20 protein-coding genes are annotated in these 16,953 nt (G+C 40.4%); 10 read left to right on the forward strand and 10 right to left on the reverse strand.

Annotated elements, in window-relative coordinates; genetic code table 11:
* Positions 1 to 92 precede the first annotated feature (92 nt).
* The gene (locus ACIQXV_RS08030; protein ID WP_402957626.1) at positions 93 to 1,724 is read right to left on the reverse strand and encodes an SWIM zinc finger family protein; all 1,632 of its coding nucleotides are present in this window, start codon (positions 1,722 to 1,724) and stop codon (positions 93 to 95) included.
* A gap of 465 nt (positions 1,725 to 2,189) precedes the next feature.
* On the opposite strand from ACIQXV_RS08030, the gene ACIQXV_RS08035 reads away from it, so the two are divergent.
* A complete protein-coding gene (locus ACIQXV_RS08035) occupies positions 2,190 to 2,414 on the forward strand; it encodes a hypothetical protein (RefSeq protein WP_402957628.1) in 225 nt (74 codons plus the stop codon).
* A gap of 405 nt (positions 2,415 to 2,819) precedes the next feature.
* Here ACIQXV_RS08035 and ACIQXV_RS08040 read toward each other — a convergent pair whose 3' ends face one another.
* From ACIQXV_RS08040 to ACIQXV_RS08050, 3 genes are all read right to left on the reverse strand, one after another.
* Positions 2,820 to 3,806, reverse strand: a complete 987-nt coding sequence (locus ACIQXV_RS08040) for a cell wall-binding repeat-containing protein (RefSeq protein ID WP_402957630.1) — start codon at positions 3,804 to 3,806, stop codon at positions 2,820 to 2,822.
* 213 nt (positions 3,807 to 4,019) lie between these two features.
* Positions 4,020 to 4,145: a hypothetical protein gene (locus tag ACIQXV_RS08045; protein ID WP_402957632.1), complete on the reverse strand. Its 126-nt coding sequence runs from the start codon at positions 4,143 to 4,145 to the stop codon at positions 4,020 to 4,022.
* Positions 4,146 to 4,244: 99 nt separating this feature from the next.
* Positions 4,245 to 5,456 carry a C40 family peptidase gene (locus tag ACIQXV_RS08050; protein ID WP_402957634.1) on the reverse strand — a complete coding sequence of 404 codons (1,212 nt, stop codon included), beginning with the start codon at positions 5,454 to 5,456 and terminating at the stop codon, positions 4,245 to 4,247.
* A 369-nt stretch (positions 5,457 to 5,825) separates the two neighbouring features.
* Here ACIQXV_RS08050 and ACIQXV_RS08055 point away from each other — a divergent pair, with 369 nt between their 5' ends.
* The 6 genes from ACIQXV_RS08055 to ACIQXV_RS08080 all read left to right on the forward strand — a co-directional run bounded on the left by ACIQXV_RS08055 (position 5,826) and on the right by ACIQXV_RS08080 (position 9,010).
* A complete protein-coding gene (locus ACIQXV_RS08055) occupies positions 5,826 to 6,113 on the forward strand; it encodes a DUF4190 domain-containing protein (protein WP_402957636.1) in 288 nt (95 codons plus the stop codon).
* Between the two features lie 654 nt (positions 6,114 to 6,767).
* Positions 6,768 to 6,995: a hypothetical protein gene (locus tag ACIQXV_RS08060; RefSeq protein WP_402957638.1), complete on the forward strand. Its 228-nt coding sequence runs from the start codon at positions 6,768 to 6,770 to the stop codon at positions 6,993 to 6,995.
* A 445-nt stretch (positions 6,996 to 7,440) separates the two neighbouring features.
* A complete protein-coding gene (locus tag ACIQXV_RS08065) occupies positions 7,441 to 7,695 on the forward strand; it encodes a hypothetical protein (RefSeq protein ID WP_402957640.1) in 255 nt (84 codons plus the stop codon).
* 47 nt (positions 7,696 to 7,742) lie between these two features.
* Positions 7,743 to 8,042: an antibiotic biosynthesis monooxygenase family protein gene (locus tag ACIQXV_RS08070; protein ID WP_402957642.1), complete on the forward strand. Its 300-nt coding sequence runs from the start codon at positions 7,743 to 7,745 to the stop codon at positions 8,040 to 8,042.
* Positions 8,043 to 8,242: 200 nt separating this feature from the next.
* On the forward strand, positions 8,243 to 8,437 hold the full coding sequence (locus tag ACIQXV_RS08075; protein WP_402957644.1) for a hypothetical protein: 195 nt from the start codon (positions 8,243 to 8,245) through the stop codon (positions 8,435 to 8,437).
* Between the two features lie 435 nt (positions 8,438 to 8,872).
* Complete coding sequence (locus tag ACIQXV_RS08080) at positions 8,873 to 9,010, forward strand: YwzD family small protein (protein ID WP_402957646.1); 138 nt, start codon at positions 8,873 to 8,875, stop codon at positions 9,008 to 9,010.
* A 339-nt stretch (positions 9,011 to 9,349) separates the two neighbouring features.
* Here ACIQXV_RS08080 and ACIQXV_RS08085 read toward each other — a convergent pair whose 3' ends face one another.
* Positions 9,350 to 10,591: a L,D-transpeptidase family protein gene (locus tag ACIQXV_RS08085; RefSeq protein WP_402957737.1), complete on the reverse strand. Its 1,242-nt coding sequence runs from the start codon at positions 10,589 to 10,591 to the stop codon at positions 9,350 to 9,352.
* Between the two features lie 410 nt (positions 10,592 to 11,001).
* On the opposite strand from ACIQXV_RS08085, the gene ACIQXV_RS08090 reads away from it, so the two are divergent.
* Positions 11,002 to 11,694 (forward strand): HNH endonuclease, encoded by a 693-nt coding sequence (locus ACIQXV_RS08090; protein WP_402957648.1) that lies wholly within the window; start codon positions 11,002 to 11,004, stop codon positions 11,692 to 11,694.
* A 486-nt stretch (positions 11,695 to 12,180) separates the two neighbouring features.
* On the opposite strand, the gene ACIQXV_RS08095 is transcribed toward ACIQXV_RS08090, so the two are convergent.
* The 5 genes from ACIQXV_RS08095 to ACIQXV_RS08115 form a co-directional block, all read right to left on the reverse strand.
* Positions 12,181 to 12,531, reverse strand: a complete 351-nt coding sequence (locus tag ACIQXV_RS08095; protein ID WP_402957650.1) for a VOC family protein — start codon at positions 12,529 to 12,531, stop codon at positions 12,181 to 12,183.
* A 285-nt stretch (positions 12,532 to 12,816) separates the two neighbouring features.
* Positions 12,817 to 13,086, reverse strand: coding sequence for a hypothetical protein (locus tag ACIQXV_RS08100; RefSeq protein WP_402957652.1), 270 nt, complete (start codon positions 13,084 to 13,086; stop codon positions 12,817 to 12,819).
* 199 nt (positions 13,087 to 13,285) lie between these two features.
* On the reverse strand, positions 13,286 to 13,444 hold the full coding sequence (locus ACIQXV_RS08105) for a hypothetical protein (RefSeq protein ID WP_402957654.1): 159 nt from the start codon (positions 13,442 to 13,444) through the stop codon (positions 13,286 to 13,288).
* Between the two features lie 375 nt (positions 13,445 to 13,819).
* The gene (locus tag ACIQXV_RS08110) at positions 13,820 to 14,269 is read right to left on the reverse strand and encodes a DUF1569 domain-containing protein (protein ID WP_402957656.1); all 450 of its coding nucleotides are present in this window, start codon (positions 14,267 to 14,269) and stop codon (positions 13,820 to 13,822) included.
* 525 nt (positions 14,270 to 14,794) lie between these two features.
* On the reverse strand, positions 14,795 to 14,974 hold the full coding sequence (locus tag ACIQXV_RS08115; RefSeq protein ID WP_402957658.1) for a serine kinase: 180 nt from the start codon (positions 14,972 to 14,974) through the stop codon (positions 14,795 to 14,797).
* 245 nt (positions 14,975 to 15,219) lie between these two features.
* Here ACIQXV_RS08115 and ACIQXV_RS08120 point away from each other — a divergent pair, with 245 nt between their 5' ends.
* Positions 15,220 to 16,017 carry an HAD family hydrolase gene (locus tag ACIQXV_RS08120; protein ID WP_402957660.1) on the forward strand — a complete coding sequence of 266 codons (798 nt, stop codon included), beginning with the start codon at positions 15,220 to 15,222 and terminating at the stop codon, positions 16,015 to 16,017.
* 564 nt (positions 16,018 to 16,581) lie between these two features.
* Positions 16,582 to 16,869 carry a hypothetical protein gene (locus ACIQXV_RS08125; RefSeq protein WP_402957662.1) on the forward strand — a complete coding sequence of 96 codons (288 nt, stop codon included), beginning with the start codon at positions 16,582 to 16,584 and terminating at the stop codon, positions 16,867 to 16,869.
* Positions 16,870 to 16,953 lie beyond the last annotated feature (84 nt).

A 16,953-nucleotide genomic window follows, 5' to 3' on the forward strand; every position in this document is an offset into this window, starting at 1 on the left:
CCAAGAAACAGAAGATGCCAGCTCCCGCCATATCATCATTGGGGTGCTGGCAATATTTTAACACTATATTTCAAACTAGAGGCATCCTTCAATCACCCCTCAATCAACTTACTCCGCCGACACTCCTCATGAAAGGCCCGCAGCCGTTTCGTCCGCTCCATCAAGGTGTCCAAAAAGTACTGCCAGTCATCGACGCGTTTCAACTTCTTGTACAACGTCCGCAGCTTCTTCAAATGCCGAACCGCCAGTCGATAGCTTGCACGGTTTTTATGGTCAATCTCGCGCTGGGCGGTCTGGTGAAGCATCGCCAGCAGCACCTCGGGCCGCTCCTTCTCAATAATTTTCAAACGGTCCTTCGGCAAATCATAAAAGTCCAAGCCGACAAACGCCTGGAGCTCACCCCAGCGATCATACTGCCCACGCTCAAACAACAAATACTCATACTCACCAAAACTATAGGGAAGCATCGAAAGCAGCGCCCGCTCATACAAATCGAGCCGGTCATCCTCGGCACAATACGGCGCCACCGCCCGCAGCGCATTCCTTGCGAACGCCGCACAGCTATGGTACCCGCCTAAAACCTCCAAATAGGCCTTTACTTTTTGCAAAAACAGCTCAATTACCGGCCCAACACGGCGCCACGCCTTCAAGCCCGACAAATAATCAATCCAATACACCATATAAGGCGCAATTTCCGCGGCACCAAACTGCCCAATCAACTTTAACGCCTTCTCATCGTCCGCAACCAGCAAATTAACATGAACCCCGGCCACCATCAGCGGCAACGGATTTTCCCAATCCTGAAGCCCCTTCAGCCCAGCTTGAATCTTCAACAACTCATCCTCACGCCATGGCTTCTTTTTGAAAAAATGAACCCACAACAGCCGGTACAAATAAATCCGTTCATACTCAAGCCTGCTCGCGCACGTCAGCAGCTCCAACGCATCGGTCTTCAACTTCTCAATAAACTCATCAAACGCAAACGGCAGCGACTGCACCCCAATTTTCACCGCCAAATCCTCAGCATCATCCATCATATTATGAAACAAATGCAGATAGGCGCGCTTCACGGTGTCCTCATCATGACCGAGCCGCTCACTCAAAGCCGCCAGCTTCCGGAACGACACCACAATCCCGACCAGTTCATACAGCAACCGCCATTCCTGCTCGACCGGGGCACTCGCATGAATCCGCCGCTCATAAATCCCAAACAGCTCCGGTATCACATATGGGCTCGTGTACTTTTTCGAAGCGAGAAGTGTATCAAAGCTCACCTCAAACGAATGCACCCAGCGGCTGTAATCCGGCTTCAACACGCCGTTCGCCTTGATCAAATCCTTCGCTGTCTGCATCCCCCAGCCCGCAACGGCCTTCTGCTCGCGAATCGGCTCACGCCACTCGGTCACCCAATCGGAAACACTGCCCACCTTCGAATACGCACTGAAAAACACCGCCACCTGATGGCGGCACAAGCCTTCTGTAGGGCACGAGCACTCGCTCAACGCCATAAAGTCAAGATCCAGCTCCACCTTGACCGGCGTCACATCCTGCACAACCGCCGTAACCGTCTTATCCCCGATATGTAATTGCTGCACCATCCCTTGCCGGTACAGCATCAAACCCTTTTGAACCAGCTTCGCATCCTCCACCGTATTCGCGTTCAGCAGCTCCCGCATCTCTTCGGAGAATTCATGCAATAATTCATTTGCAGGCGTCGACTCCAAGGCCGTACCCCCCTTTTTTGAAAAATTGTTTATTTTTATAAAAACCGCAGTCTAGGAAAAATCCATATTCCACTATTATACCCAAAAATTCGCGATTAGAGGAGTGGGGCGCCCGAAAACAAACAAGATTCCATTACTTTTATCAGTCAAGTTACAAGATTTGCCCTTCAAAATTTGAAACTTACCCGCCGGTTCGAAGTTTACTCGTCAAAAATCAAGGTTTACTCGTCGGATTTCGGGATTTACTCGTCAACCCAAGTTTACACGTCAAAAATCGAGGTTTACTCGTCAGATTACAGGATTTACTCGTCAAATTATAAAATTTACTCGTCAAAAACCAAGATTTACTCGTCAACCCAAGTTTACTCGCCGATTTCAACTGACAGGCCTCTCCACGAATTTGCAATTTCGCCAGCTTTGCAATCATTATATAATGATAATATTCGTGTGTTGGGGGATGAGTGAATGAAGAGAGGCTTTCTTGTTGGGATAGGTATATTTGCTCTGATAGTTGTTTCTATTTTTCTACTAAATAACCAAGATGAGGCGGGAGCGGGGAACGTGCCCAAACCGAAAAATAGCAGCACCCAGCTAAAGGAAAAATACCAAAGTGAATTCCAGCAAATCGATCTGGCAGCAGACAAAGGGGTGGATTCAATAATTGCCCAGGCCAGTAAAAAGGAATCATAACGCCGTAGCTGACAAAAAAGTAGCAGAAAGGTCGTTATAAAAGGAATCATAACACCCGTTGCTGGCAAAAAAGTAGCTGACCATTAATTGTGCCCGAGCAGCCCCTTTTTTCCAAAAAAACTGTAACAATAACACTCTTATTATTACCGCGCACACCATTACCACACCCAAACGGTAACAAACCCACCAAAGTTGTTTCTTTGTTCACAAACCTGGTCACAATTACCCTTTTATAATGACCACTCGGCCTGATTTTTCACCCGAACGGCCACAATTCCGTCGCATGGATTTTACCAAATACCCCTTTTTCATCTAACCCCAGCCAATCTCCCATAACGAGACAGCCAACAGCCAACAAACAAAAGCCAGCCCCGCACGAAAACGAGACTGTCCAGCACTTAGTAATCAATTATACTCATAATCATACCTTGATGAATGGTAGTGATGGAACTTGTGCGCCGCATTAAAGTAGTCAATCGTCACCTGAAACGCCTTCCCGTCACGATCCCAATAAGCAAGCACAATGATATTCGCTGAACCGTTCGCCAAATCCTCAGCGCCGAGGTCGTCCGCCGCCCACTTCACAGCCTTGTAATCCGCCGCACCGTCGACCTTCAACGTATACAACCAATAATTTTCTCCTTCAATCCCCTCAAGGTCATGGTACGCATTACCAAGCTCCGCCTGCAGCGCCGACTTTGTGATCCCGACATCAATCCACGTCTTCAGGCCCTCCACCACCGAAACTACATCCGCACTCCCCGCATACGTCATCCGGCCATCATTCATCAAGTAATAACCGCCGACAAAATTCTGCCGCACCATCCCGCCGTAATGGGTATCAAAATAGTACCAATCACCGGATATAGACCGCCAGCCCGTCACCATTCCCCCGTTCGAGTCCAAGTAATACCAGTTATTTAACTCCTTCACCCAGCCCGTCTGCATCTGCCCCGACCCAGCAAGGTAATACCACTTCCCATCAACGGCCACCCAGCCCGTCTTCATCGCACCATTCTTGTCCAAGTAATACCAGCGTCCGCCATCGAGCAGCCACCCGGTTTTCATTGCGCCAAGCTTGTCCATATAATACCAGTGTCTGCCGTCCAGTACCCACCCGGTCTTCATCGCCCCCGAGCCATCAAGATAGTACCACTTCCCGCCATCAAGCAGCCAGCCCGTCTTCATCGAACCACCCTGATCCAAGAAATACCACTTATTGCTATCGAACACCCAACTCGTCTTCATCACACCATGATCATAATAGCGCCACTTGCCACCCTCAAGCGCCCAACCCATAGCAGAACTCCCGCCCGCCGCCGCAGCCCCCGGATACACACAAAACAGCACAACCCCAATCAGCACAATGATAAACCCTTTTATTTTAAGCAAATGAACCCACCTCACGTTTTTAAGACTTGTTAAACTATTGATATTAGGCTTAATTGCTGTAATTCCTTCTGAAATAATCAGACATATTCTGCGGCAAGAAAAAAAGGGGTCGAGAAATCAAAAAAGAGGTCGATAAAATGAGGAAAATGGTCGATATATTAGGGAATGAGGTCGAAAAGATAGTAGAAATGGTCGAAAAAACCAACCTCCACATCAGGAGGCTGGTTCTTCATCGGATGATAGTTTTGAAAAATAGTCAAACAAGTGAGTTAGGTAGCGGTTAAGCTCGAAGCCCTCTTCATTAGCAAACTCAGATAATAACAATTTATTTTCTGTCATTTATCCCATCCCCCTCGATTTCGTATCTACTTATACTATTCCCAAACTATCATTCTTTTATACATAAAAAAAAACCAATCTTCTAAAATAGAAGACTGGCTAATAGAGCCTCTTAAACGCCGAAAAATGGGCGGTATAGTAGGTGCTTTTTACATTAGAGATCATAATTCCATATTTCTCGTCGGCATGGATGAATTGGTCGTTGCCGAGGTAGATGCCCACGTGGGAAATCCCTTGCATATATGTATTTTGGAAAAATACGAGGTCGCCAGGCTTAGGGCTGTCCACGTAATAGCTGCGATCGTAATAGCCCGCCGCGGAATAGCGTCCGATTTTCGTGCCAGACTGGTTCGCGACGTAATAGATAAAGCCGCTGCAGTCAAAGCCCGATGTAGTGCTGCCGCCCCACACATATGGCGTTCCAATTAGTTTTTTTGCAATCGTAATAGAATCAGTCTGCGTTGGTGTTGGTGTTGGTGTTGTAGCTGAGCCTGATACCTTTAATTTTTGTCCGACGTAGATCATGTCAGAAGTTAAGCTGTTGAGCCCCTTTAAGTTTGCCACAGTCATATTGTATTGACCGGCAATCTTGCCGAGGGTGTCACCGCTTTTTACAACATACTCACTTGCTGCAGGCGGCTGTGCGGCTGGCGGTGGGGTCACCACTGGCGGCGTTGGCGTTGTCTGCGCACCCGTGACCTTCAGCTTTTGCCCGACATAAATCATATCTGACGTCAGATTATTGAGTGTTTTCAGCTGCTGCACAGTCATTCCATATTGCACGCCAATTTTGCTCAGAGTGTCACCGCTTTTGACGGTATAATCACTCGAAGGCGTTTGCGTTTGTGTTGATGGCGCAGTTGTCGCAGGCGGTGGTGCCGGTTGGGCTGGCTGCGGCGCCGTTACGGTCACAGTTTGTCCCGGAGCAGACACCTTCATGACTTGGCCAACATAAATCATAGTGCTTGTCAGGTTATTCCACTGCTGCAGCTCGCCAACAGTTACATTATAGCGGTTGGCAATTTTAATCAGTGCGTCACCGCTGACGACAGTGTAAGTAGTTTGCTGAACGGCCTGAACAGTTGTGGCCGCAGGTGCAGTGGAGATTTGCAGAATTTGATTCTCGTAGATCACATCGGACTTCAAACCATTTAATGTCTTGATTTCATTGACTGTAGTCTTATATTTCGAGGCGATTTTCGATAGGCTGTCACCTTTTTGGACTTTATAAGAATCAGCAAAGGCGGAACCGGCAAATAGGGTCGAAAAAAGGGCAGTTGTCGAGACAGTGCGAATAATAGTTTTGTTCATTTAGCAAATCACCTCATGTTTTTTCATTTTTTTATTAATTTTACCATAGTTTGCTATTATTTCGGAGGAAAAATTTGCGCAACACGAAGAAATAACGAGGAAAATAGCATAATTTACACCGAAATCCTTGTTGAATATGCGGTGAAACCAATCTACTGGTGAAATTTAGAGTTCAATCGGCGAATTTCATGTTTCTATCGACGAATGTTGGGAGCCAATGAGCGAATTTTGAACTCCAATGAGCGAATATTGAAATTTAATCGGCGAATCTATAAAACTAACATATATAGAGACGCTCTTTTTCCAGGCAGGATATTGAAGCAATAAGTTGAATAAATATAGTATAAAAAAATGCATTGGGGGATTAAAATGGAGGGCAGATTAAATCGGAAGTCGGTTACTTCCTTAACATTAGGAATATTATCATTGATTATACCGTATATAGGTTTAATACTTGGCATCATCGGTGTCGTTTTTTCAGCAAAAAGTTTGAATGAGCTTGATCAGTCCAATCAGCAGGGAAGAGGACTGGCCATATCGGGCAAGGTGTGCAGCATTGTCGGGATCTGCCTTCAGGCACTGCTCATAATTTTGCTGATTTTAGGATTTGTTTCATATTTTATGGTCGGTGGAGTGGAAGAAGGGGTCATAAAGTAGGACCGCTTTTGACGAATGATGGGGGATGCAGGTGAAGCGGTGATTTTATCAAGGTCCTATTTGCAGCCTATGCGCTATATAATATGGTGGATTTAAATCGCGCTCTTGATGATGCGAGATACTACTATTTGACGTTAACTAGGTAATCTTAACTGGGCAAGTTTTTGTTTTGCCTTTTTATCTTTATTATTTTAAATATTTTGGTAAATACAGGAAGGGTAATTAAAAGTGGATAGACAATATTGAACCAAAGACTTGTCTCGGGACGAATGTAAAAATAAGTGATAATGGGAGATAGAAGCCATAGGATGATGTTTATGACACAATTGGTTATTTCAGATTTGAACATGGAAGCATCCCCCTTTTATTTAACAGTAGTATTACAAAGGGTATAATGAAAAGTTTCATAATAATATAGAAGAAATTAAAGATAAGTTATTCCGCAGCAGCAAATGACAATCCAAAATTTTAAATAGACTGACCAGTGGAAGGGGAAATATCATGGTAGAATTTGCATTATCGAACAACTGGACAGTAATCCTTGACGAGCCTTTTTCATATGAATGAACTTCACCTCGTTGCAGATATTTTCCCCTTTTGTAAAAACCAAATACTAAAAAAATGTTAAAATAAGGCATAATGGGAGGAGTGAATATGAGGAGAAGAATCATCCAAATCGTTATTCTACTAACACTAGTAGTAGGAGCCTGTGTTTATATTAGTCTCGGAAAAGAATCAAAGATTCAGGGATTCCCTGTTCCACTTTTTGCAAAATACATAGTTGATGACAATCCAAAGGACTTCAAATATTCACAGAATGCCACGGGGACGGTTCTCATGGCTTTTGTCGTAAGCGCCACAAAATATGTTATAAGTAGCTGAAATTATGTCGTAAGCGGAGCAAAGTGCGACGTAGTGGAGGTTCTACATGGACTTTGTCGTTTGAAACCATGGGTAACCACTATGTAAAAGGCTTCTATTGGACATTTCCATCTGGTTTCGTGAAGTTTTGTCCATTAGAACCCTTCTCATCGACGTTGAAGCTGAAAATTAACTCAAACATCGAAGTAGACAGGCTTTACTTCGATGTTTGGACCTAAAATCCCCGGGGGCCTCTAAGATGAATAATTCCAGATACCCCTTTTAAGTCACAATTGGCCCAAAATGTGCATTAACATCGCCTACTATAATTTTACGGTAAACTCTCACTACTTGGGAGTTCAATGCAAGAAAAAATCAGAGGCTTGATAACCCTACGATTAACTGCACAGCGCAAAAAGTCACCATGTACCCCAATCAGACAGCTTCGGATTTCATGGAAGGAATGATGGAGCATCTGAAAAACGGCAGCATGGGGATCAAGTATGATGAAGTCAGACATGTCCAGCCTGTTATCGTAAGTGGGAAAAGATTTGATTCCATTGAAGGGAAAGCATTTATAAATGGTAGAAGAGATATTGTCCGAACTCAATACTATTGGATTTTACTAAAGGGCTATCAACTTTCCATCATCACCACTTGCATATCAGAGGATGGTTCAGAGGATCTTCGAAAAATAGTGCATAATCTAAAAATGGAGTAAGTTCAAGCTAACATTCTTGGTGTTTTTTTCTAGAAGGAGGAGATTGTATGATCGTGGAAGCCGTAATGCTGCAGGTTAAGCAAGGAATGGAAGAGGAGTATGAGGAAGCATTTCGACAGGCATCGGAAATAATTTCTTCGATGAAAGGATACATATCCCACGAATTGCAACGGTGTATGGAGGTTAAGGGAAAATATTTATTATTGGTGAAGTGGGAAACGTTAGAGGACCATACCCTTGGATTTAGAGAATCAAACGAATACCAAAAATGGAAAAATCTACTGCATCATTTCTATGATCCATTTCCAACCGTTGAACATTTTGAAAAGGTTCGTCTTTCATATTAAAATGATGCCACGGGTGGTGCCACGGGGACGGTTCTCATGGCTTTTAAAGAGGCTAGTGCCAACCAGCAGAACCATCCCCTTGGTTGTGGCCAGACGGTCACAATGGCTCCACCGTTCCACCCGTCAAAGAAAAAGCATGGATTGCCATCAGGCTGTCATGTATACTATTGGTATAAGTTTACAAACGTGGAGGGATGTAGATGGATAGAATGGGTAGTGTGTTTGGTCTTTTTGCACTTGTTCCAATTTTACTGTATTTGTTCATTATTGGGTTTAGTATTTATTTTATTGTGCGGACGGTCCGATTCATGAATGAAAAAACAAAATTAGACCAACAAAGAAATGAGAAGCTGGACGCTTTAATCAAGGTGATGCAGGAGAAGTCGGGAAAATAATTCGACGCGGTTCATTCGTCTAAAAGGGAAGTAAATTCACAGCATTTTTAAACACATGTAAGACTTTTTTCATCGTTTGTTCATGGTTTATTCATGTTTGGCGGCTATAATTGGTGCATGAGAAGGAATAGTGCAACTACTTTTCATACCCCCTTTTAATATAAATTTTGTATTGTGTCCGGTATTATGCCGGATATTTTTTTGATATCCTAAGAATATGAATATAGACTCCACGATGACGGTTCTCATGGCTTTTAAAGAGGTTAGTGCAACCAGCAGAACCGTCCCCATGGTCCTCCTTCAAAATTTCGACAAAATTCACATATTTTCTATCATTTTAACTGGAAATGTATTTACAATATCATACCCATCTAGTAAAATGTGTAACTAGTATATGCAGGAGGAGGATTATGGGAATTGGAGCGAAAGGGAAACATGACTAGCTCGAATAGTGCCGATTTTTCAGAGATTGTGAAAAAGGCGTACGACAAGGGCCTTAATGAGACAGAAATAACGGCGGAAAAATTAATCGAAGAACTAAAAGCGGATTTAAAACAACTAGTTGTCTGCTAACATATATAGATATAAGAGGCTGTTAGGGGAAACCTTAAGAGTCTTTTTTGTATTTACAAACGGTGCCTGACACCGTAAACAACACAAAGGGATTATAAATGGTGCCTGACACCGTGGGAAATTACACTTTTATACTTTTTTTACCAAACCAATACTTCAAATTTTAGCATTCAATGAGCGAATCCGGCAAAACTATCGACCAATCTAAGAAAGTAACAATCTGTTAGAAACAAAATACCCCCTTAGCAAAAAAGCTAAAGGAGTAGCTCTAAACAAACTAACTATAAATTAGTGCGAACCAGCAGAACCGTCCCCATGGTCCCCCAGGTCACCCCCTTGTCAATAATACCCTAACTCGCTTTCCGGTGTTTGGATGATTACTGGATTCTTGCTGGGATCCAGCCATTTCAGAATAGATATGACATTATTTTGCGCTGTGGCTGTGCAGCCTAGTGTATAACTGCTGGAAACATGGAAAAAGATCGCGGAACCTACCCCGGGAATTCTTTCGGCTGTATTGTAATTAATCACAAATCCGTAATTGTAGGCGGAAATATCCATTCTTTCAGCACTGCTCCACCGGCCATTATTTTCGGATGCCTTTTGCCACGTATTATAAAGGGAGGAGTTCGAATCATCTACCCATACATCATCAGCTGTGATTTGCCGATAAGGCAGCTTTATGCCCGGATTTTGATAACGTCCAAACGCTGTCCCAATCGTATATTTTCCCCGAGGAGAGCTTTTTCCACCCTCACTCATGACAGTGGCGAAGCCTTCTTTGCCAATAAATCCGTCGACATTGAGTTGTTCAAACCACTTATTATCCACTTTTTCAAAGGTACGAATTTTCGCCTTATTTGTGTTATAGCCCGCTGCCGTCACCAGGATGAGCTGATGATTATTTGATACCTTTGTGAACTGATCGGCAATCGTATTCGGAATCCAGGCGCCGCTTTGGTTCAAATAATACCAGTCGTCCAGATAAATCCATCCCGTTTGCATGGCACCGGAGGAATTTAAATAGTACCATTGATTATAATTAAATAGCCATCCAGTCTGCATAGCACCAGAAGAATTTAAATAATACCAGAGGTTTTTATCTAGGAGCCAACCCGTTTGCATTGCGCCGGAGGAATTTAAATAGTACCAGCGATTATGATCTAAGAGCCATCCAGTCTGCATCGCCCCAGAGGAATTTAAATAGTACCAGCGATTGTTATCTAAAAGCCATCCAGTCTGCAGCGCCCCAGAAGAATTTAAAAAGTACCACCGGTCATCGTCTAAAAGCCAACCAGTTTGCATAACCCCATTGCTTTTAAGAAAATACCATTTCCCCTTATCATAAATCCAGCCCGTGCTGGCGGCACCATCTTTCAGGTCAAAGTAGTACCAGCTGTCGTTAATGTTGAGCCAGCCCTTCACGGCCAGATTGTCCTGATAATAATATTGTTTTCCTTGCTCCACAACCCAGCCATTTTTAACCGCTTGCGTGCTATCTTTTTCAGCGGCAGTCTGTGCAGGTGGTAAAATCATGAATCCACACAAAATGATCAAAACAATTCTCGTTAAAATTTTCATGTTCAAAGCAGTACCTCCTATCTCCATTTAAAAAATATATCAAATTTCTTCTATTAATCCTATGAAAATGGTAGATTTAGCTATTATAATTGAAATGGTACTATTTTCCTTAAAATAAAAAAGGTGGGGGAAAAATTGGCGGGGATTAAAAAAACGGGTTTTTTTTTGGCAAAGTAGCAGGAGCAATTACAGGAGAACCTATAAAATTTATTGGCAAAAAGTTAAATAATGATTACATACAGGAAATTGGCGATGGAATTAAAACAGCCACAACAAATACGGGGACAACTATTGGAAGCATTGCTGAAGGCACATGGAACACCGCTTCGGGTTTAATCTATAAAGATGAAAATAAACGGGATGAAGGGTTAACAGAATTAAAAAGCACCACAATTCAAACAGCAAAAGGCATGGGACAATCTATAAAAAGTACATATAGAAATGGAAAAGATGTTGTTCAAGGAGTAGCCACCAATGATAAAGACCAGTTGATTAAAGGGGCAAAGGGAATTGGAAAAACAGTGGCAGTGGCTGCTCTTGCGGTCGGAGTACTAGATGCTTTAGATGTTGTAGATCTTGACGGTGTCGATAATCATGTACAAGCTGAAACGATTGATAGCAATACGGGAAGCGTTTACGTAGATGGTACAGCCGAATTTGGAGATCCAGCAGATGGACAAATTCATCCTATCGAAACACGCAATGACGAATTGGCAGGAGACCATCATCCTGTTACGGGTGTTGAGTTTGAATCTAAAGTTGTCAGGCTTCCTACTGGAGAAGTAATAGAAGGCGTTTTCCCTGAATTTGATAGCGAATACACGGCAACCCTACCAGAATCTTTGTATCTTGAGGGTGATGGAACACATTTTTCCTACGCAAATGAACAATTGGCCGAGGCCATCAATCACAACCCTGAACTTGGTAATGATTTTACGGAATCACAACGAGCAAAGATATTTGCGAATGAAACACCTGAAGGATATACATGGCATCATAGTGAAGAACCGGGGAAACTAGAATTGGTAGATGAAGAGATCCATGCCGGGACGGGGCATACTGGCGGTAGAGAGCTATGGGGCGGCGGTTCGGAAAATAGATAGATTTTTTCAAACATACCGGTGGGTGCATGAGATGAATTTTTTTATAAAAATCTTGAGTGAAATGGTCTTCATGAAATTGATGAAGACCATTTCACTTTGAGAAAAAATGATAGGAACAAAAACTTCCCAAAAAGAAAGAAAAAGGTGTTCCAATAGAGCCGATAGGGACACGATTTACTCGTAGCTTTGATTGAAATACTCGTCAAAAATTCAGATTTACTCGTCAATTTTTTTCGATTTACTCGTCAACATTCTCATTTTACTCGTCAATCGGATTTAGCGTGCCATTTGATAACGGGTTTACTTGTGAGGTGCAAAATTATAAAACACAGACCAAATCACAAGAAAAACCACATAGTTTCCGCAATTAAAATTACAGTATATTTCACAGCAAAAAGGCTTAAAGGAAACCTCCTCTAAGCCTTTTAATTTTTAATTATTTCTGCGACTAAAGCACCCGTTACTTTAATAAGAGTTAATAAAAGATTATTTCTCCCATATTTCAATCCATCTTCCATCTGGATCAGAAATCCAGATAAATGTTCCAAACTCGCTTTTTTCAGGTTGTTTTAAAAGTGGTATTCCAAGTTTTTTGAAATGTTCCATCCAAGCTTCGATATTTTCTACTTGAAAATTTAGCATCACAGACTGTTCTACAGGAAAATAATCACTACCTTCATTAAATAAAGAAAAGATTGTTTCGTTGTCAGCATCTGGCTTGATGATAGTACCATTCCACTCATTCATCGATATCCCTAGAGTTTCTTTATACCAATTTTTTAATGAATCAACATCTTTTGTTCTCCAAAAAACCCCACCGAAACCTTTAATTTTCATAATCTTGACCTCCTATTAGATATATATAAAAGATTTTATTGTTAAACGATCTGCCCTTTAGTGTAACAAGATAAAGAGCTGCCGCTATAACTTTTTGCTAAACTCAAGCCCCTGTTAGTTCCAAAATTACAATGTATTCCCTTACCTATTTTTCTACACATATTGTAAGAAATCCTTCTTCAACTATCCTGCTTACGTTACTTGAAGAAAGAAAAGAACATTGATGTTGTTTCAGTAATGCACTCGTTAGCGTAAGTACATTAATTCACAATGACACAATCAAACCTACTTTTCGAACTTCTTAGTATTAGCATTCCAGGTTCTATTTCCTAACCAAACCCCTAATAAACTAAAGCATATAATAAACATCAGATAAGATAAAATAGCATACGGAATATATGTTAGGAGTACTCTATTAAGCACAAACACTTGAAGTGTTGCAAGTAGTAATGAAAAAATCAAATAAATCAATAAAATGCTTAATACATATCTCTTTTTGCCTTTGGATTTTATTCTAGTCCATCTTTCTTTTTGTTTATCTTCGTTTTTCCCCACTTGAATCATCGCCCCCGAAAAAGCTTTTTAAGAATAATTCTACCTTTATTTGATATTTTCCTTCTTCAAGTAACATGCTTCTTTAGCACAAGAAGAAAGCTGCCAAAAATGGCAGCTGGATCTTCAACTCTTGCATCCGTTACTTTAAGTACAATCCTTCACATTGTCTTTGAAAAGTTGTATTTGAATCATTTTAAGGTCAAAAATTATGGGGTCCGAAAGGATTTTCTGGTGGATATTCCTCTAACTTATCAGCTGTTCTTTCATCTGGTGAAGTCGCCCCAGATTTTTTGTCAAAATAAATGGCTATTCCAGCCAATATAATGATAGGTGTAAATATATAAATCCAAATCATCATAACACCTCCCAACTAACCAACGAATTACTAATATTATATTACTAATTTAACTTTTTTTTACAATATTCTTTAACAAACCTGCCCGATAGTTTAAGTGTAATCCTTCACAATCTCTTCTACGCCTTAATGTAACTACAATCCCTAATAATTGTTGTTCCAGAATCCAGTACAATTCAAAAAGGCGCCTTCTTATTCAAGAAAAGCGCCCGTTTAAGGCAAAACAAAAGATTATAAAAAGACATGCTGTTGGTTGCTTCAAATAGTAATTGAGAATAAATCAAAGCATTGTTCATCTTATGAAAGAGAATAGTAATTAGGCTTAGAGATACTTTCTTCAACTAACGATGCACATCGTTTCATTTTGTTTTTCAATGTTTAAACTCCAAACTGTTTAAAATGATGGTCAAGGTGCTTGTATATTCCTTTACCCCATTGCTCAGAAGTAAGTTTTCCAAAAAAAGGATGCGGATGAGTTGTGCACTTCTCTGGTCCGTTATTTTGGAATGTGATAATTTTTTGTTTAAGTTTTTCTTTTTCTGTCTCAAATTCTCTATCATCTGCAATCAAAATGGTTGGAATAGTAGACATATTATGAGGCAATGTCTTGTCATTGTAAATGATTTGTTTTGCAAACCTCCCAACTATTATTCCTAACCAACTCCTTGGTGGAAAAGAATTTCCCATTGCAATGTCTTGAAAAGATGAACAATGCGCTAGCATTTGGGCAACATCCATTTTACCCCATTGTGGTTGTGAATTTGGACTCAATTTGTCAATACGCTTTAAAACTTCTGCTGTATGCATATGATTAAAAATATTTTTCATTAGTGCATATCCCCTTTAATTATAATGAGTCAAGCTTCTTAACTTATTTGGCCCGTTTGCTCAGCATTGGCGCTAATTCTTATTCCGGATTAGCGCCCGATTGTTTAATGATTTTTATCCAAGAACAAAAGTAGATAACTACCTGCACAAAGAAAAAATGCAACTCGGGTTACGATATAAATTGAAAATTCAAATGAAGTTAGTTTTCTTTCTCTCTTGATTTTTTTAAAATGTCTATAATAGTAAAATGAACATAGGAGTAGTATTATTGCTGATAATTGGAATGTGTTTTCCAATATATTAACCAAAAAATCATCTCCTCACAATGACAGCAGAATATGTACTATTACGATAACCTACTTGGAAAATCCTGCTTATATCTTTAATCTAAAATAAGCGCTCATACTTGTTACAGGAAAGCGCCCTTTAATGGAATAACGAAATTTAGAAAAAGGGATATAAATTAGCTTATTTTTTCTGGAACTAACGCACCCCGTTAAATAAGGAAAGAGTGATACTCCATTTTTAAGCATTGCTACCCGTTTGTTTATGATGATTGTTTTTTTCTTTCTTGTGTCTTCCAATTAAAATAGCGACTAAAATAATTCCACCTCCTATAATATCCATAATGACATTACCTATATCGCCAATATCATCAATCGATAACCCAATCAAAAAAGCACCAATAAGAATAAGTGGGATCACAACAGAAATCGCACTGCTTTTAGTATATTTGGGAGCAAAAATATTGGATGAAAATAATGAAGTGATATATAAAAAACATGTTGTTTCATATATGTAACAAATACCTTCTTATGTAATTAAAAACTAGAAGCTTCAGTCTAATATACTATGTTACAAACTGCAGATACAATTAATTAATAAGTTCATTTACTTCCTTTTTTAATGGAATGAAGTTTAAAAGAGGTTTTTTTCTAGGGGGAAATATTATGATTAAATTGGTGTTAACTGATATGGACGGAACGTTCTTGAATAATAGCGGCGATTTCAACAGGGAACTGTATAAGGACGTAAAAAAGTTAATAAGAGAAAAAGGCGTTGTATTTGCTCCTGTTACAGGCAAACAATGTGAACGCGTTGAAGAGTTGTTCGGTGATGATGCAGATGATTTATGGATTCTAGGGGATAGCGCAACTCGAATCAAGCATAACGGAGAATTTGTTTATGAATCACTAATAAGTAACAAATTGGGCCTAGAAATTATCCGTTTACTTGAGGAAATAAGCTTAGAACATACCATTATTGCGTGTACAAGAAACGGGGCAGTAATAAAAGAAGACATCCCTCAAGAAGAAGCAGATATTGTCAGAAGGTCCTATGCCCAAGTAAGACAAGTATCTAATTTTAATGAAATAACAGATGACTTTGTTAAGATTACCATTCACGACCCATTGTTAAGGTGTATGGAAACCAGAGAAAAACTAAATCCGTTTTTTGAGTCAGCATATATTGTTGCTTCGGAAGCAGCATGGATAGATATAGCGAATGTTAATGTACATAAGGGTACAACCGTTGAACATTTACAACGTTTATTGAATGTTACTCCGGAAGAAACGATGGCATTCGGAGATGGTTACAATGATTTAGAACTCATGACTCGCGCTACCTATAGCTTTGCTGTCAGAAATGGAGTTCAAGAATTAAAAGAGGCTGCGAATTTTATTACCCGCTCTAATGAAGAGGATGCGGTCATGAAAACAATCATCCAAATGTTATCTTTGCAATAAAATTTCAAGGACGACTCCACGGGGACTCTACGGGGACGGTTCTCATGGATTTTTTAGAGGTAAGTAAAAACCAGCAGAACCGTCCCTATGGCCATTTCAAACCCTCTCGATGGGCGCAAGGGATTCGTTTTTTTGGTAAATATCTTGAGAATCCAATAAGGGGTTTTGGATGCATTTTAGGTAAAAGTCCCGAGAGAAATGAATCAAATAAGAGGTCTTGGATGCATTTTGGGTAAAAATCCTGAGAGAAATGAATCCAATAAGAGGTCTTGGATGCATTTTAGGTAAAAGTCCCGAGTGAAATGCATCCAATAAGGGGTCTTGGATGCATTTTAGGTGAAAATCCCGAGAGAAATGCATCCACAATGCTCACGGTCCTGGGAGCAGCGTTCATGATCGGTAATCTAAAAAGAAAACTATAAGCTTATTAACAGCCAGGCCCGTATCTGGCTGTTTTTTTTCGTGTTGATACAACTTGATTGGAAATAAATAACAATTTGAATTGAAAAATGATAAAATATAGTTAAGATAATGAGTTTAATCAATAAAGAAGGGGGCTAAATAATGAATATTCTTATCCCATTCTTACTAATGTTTGTTCCGGTTTTATTGGTTTTCGGTATTATTGACTATTTTTCTTATCGAAATTGGACTTCCGTTTTTACTGCATTTAATGATGAAGACTATTTTAGAGCAGTTAGTAAACTTAAACAGGCAGGAATTAGGTATAAGACAAAATCTTTATTTAATCAAACTTCAACTCCCATGTTCGGGGGGAACCGCCAAGCACAATATGAAATTTTCGTAAAAGAGCAAGATGTTAGTATTGCTTCTCACAAATTGAATTCTTAAAAGCTTGTAAGAATCCACGGGGACGGTTCTCATGGCTTTTTTAGAGGTAAGTAAAAACCAGCAGAACCATCCACATGGTTGCCC

This window comes from Neobacillus sp. NPDC097160 (assembly GCF_044762155.1).
GTDB lineage: Bacteria > Bacillota > Bacilli > Bacillales > Cytobacillaceae > Neobacillus.